General features: G+C 48.6%; 1 pseudogene. It reads right to left on the reverse strand.

The annotated features are described in order from the left end of the window. Positions 1–2,360, reverse strand: a pseudogene (locus tag FMM05_RS21065) (DNA methylase); the annotation flags it as partial.

The following is a 2,360-nucleotide window of genomic DNA, read 5'->3' on the forward strand; positions in this document are numbered from 1 at the left end:
CTGCCGTCATATTCCCGCAGCACATAACAATTGAACGTATCATTGTAAAGGTTCTCAATGTGCTTCTTTTCTTCCGATGGTAGCTCTTTAAGCCAGTTCACAAAACCATCGCGGATCTGTTCGATTTTCTGGTGCGCCAGTTGTATGGCATCGTTATCCGGCAAACGGGCCGTTTTTCCGCCGCCAAGTGATACCTCATAAGTAAAGAAGGGCGTGGTATTTTCCAGCGCGTGCTCAAGTATGGTATAGCCATATGTTATACGCCCGTTCTTAGGGGTAACCGCAAATTCGCGATCAACCTTTGTGTTGTGCCCAGTAGCTACCTTGAAGGCATCCAGCGAAGGGAAATAACTGATCGCCGTGTCCTGTTCAAAGAGTTCGCTGGCAAACCTTCTGTAATAATCCGTGGGAATCCAGCGCTCGCCAAGGTTAAAATCGAGTAATTCAAATGGGATGCGCTCGGGCTGCACTTTTTCCAGTGCCTGCATGCTTCGCCCGTACTGCGGATTAGCGGGTTCAGCCTCCGATCTAAGTTTTGCCTGCGCCAGCTTTTCAACGACATTACCGCTTAGGTATTTATCAGCCGTTTCCCAGGTATCAATGGCAGCATTGAGATAAATATGGTTCCCCAGCCTGCTTATCGCCTCAGCCTCGTTGATTCCCAAAGCAGCCTGAATGAAATTAAGGTCAACTTTTCCTGTGTCATTAAGGCTATGCGCTAAGGCCTCCACAGGGTCTTCCGTTGCAAAACGTTCCTGCGCCTTTTGCACGGAGCCGCTAAGGATATCCGATTTGACAAACCGTTCACCATCTTTGCGCTCCAACGAGGATAGCGTCACCAACCCAAAGGCGGTATCTTCCAGTATGCGCCTTCGGTTAGCGGCGAGGTTAAGTGAACCATAACGCGCTGTAAATTCATCATATAAGGCGCTCAGCGACGCGCGGTCCTTCGCCGGAATAGCCTCACCGCTTATTTCCCTGGCTGAAAGTTCAAGATAACTGTCGCGCAAGGTGGTATACCGCTCATAGAAAACAGTATTGCCCGGCAGGCTAAGCGGCTGGAATACTGCCTGCTTAAATTCTGCATCAGGTTCTTTGATCGTTCCTACCTGTCCAAAGTGAAGGACCAGGGTGCCTTCCTTATAAAAAGGCTTTAGGGTATCAAAAGGAGTGATCTCTTTGCGTTCCAGGCTGAACATTCCCTCCAGTGTGCGGTCGCCATCATACCTGTAGGTATGCCCGAAACTTTGTAATCGCTCTGAGAGAATACTAAGCTCGTGACCCAGCAGCCTTGCGTCCATCCAGTTAGCCGAAAGGCCGTCGATCTCTTTTACATTGGAATACAGCTTGTATAAAAAGCGATTAGTCTTATGCTGCTTTGCCGTTAGGAGCACCACATTTTCATGCAAGGGATTATCCGTTGTCCTGATAGTACTGATGATACGGGCAGTGTTTTTCTGCACAACCCCTTCATCCATCGGGTTCACGTAAGCCAGCGCCCTGTTTATGCTTTCCTCAGGAGCGGTATCAAATAACCCCAGTTGTACGGGTTCTGTCTGCGCTTTGCTCTCCGGCATCGGCAGGTAGGTCAGCTTTTTAATTTCCTCCTTTGGTAGTTCCGGTTTATAGCCCTGCGCCAGTAGGAACCGTTCCTTGTTGAAACGGTTTTGGAACTGGTTATCAAGGCTTGCCTTTAAAACAGCGGCAATACCATCCATTGGGCCATCCTGCCATACCACTTCCGTAGCACGCCCATACTGGTTAGTACCCGCCATTTGCCTGTTGCCGACAACGACGTCGTGCTCGCTTATAGCGATAAAATAGTTCTTAGGATAGCGGCCAAATTCATTTTCACGTTCCTGAATCGTATTTAGGGATTCTTCTTCCCGGCTTAATTTCTCTTTCCCGCTATTTTTTTGAACGATCAGTAAATGGCTGGGCGCTTCCGTATTACCTGTTTCTTTCATCAGGTTATCGGGCATTACTGCCACACCTACAAAATCTGCCTTTTCAAAAAGGTATTGCCTTGCCCCTTGGTTGAAAGGGCTGTTTAGAAAGGCATCTGTGGTAAGGTATGCCATTAGCCCGCCATCGGCCAGCTTATCCAACCCTTTTGCAAAAAAATAGTTATGTATTCTGCCCGACAGGTCTTTGTCAGGATACGCCGGGTCATACACCGAAAAGTTTCCAAACGGGATGTTGCTTACAACCAGATCGTGAGTACCGTTGTCATTTACAGGAGCTTCCTCGAAGCCTGAAATATGGGTAGTGGCAGGCACTGGCAATTTACTGTTGACTGCCGATAGCACCAGCCCGGTTAGCTTGTCTTTCTCAACGGCGGTGATTTGCTCTACATTTGG

Source organism: Flavobacterium zepuense, from assembly GCF_007097145.1.
Lineage (GTDB): Bacteria > Bacteroidota > Bacteroidia > Flavobacteriales > Flavobacteriaceae > Flavobacterium > Flavobacterium zepuense.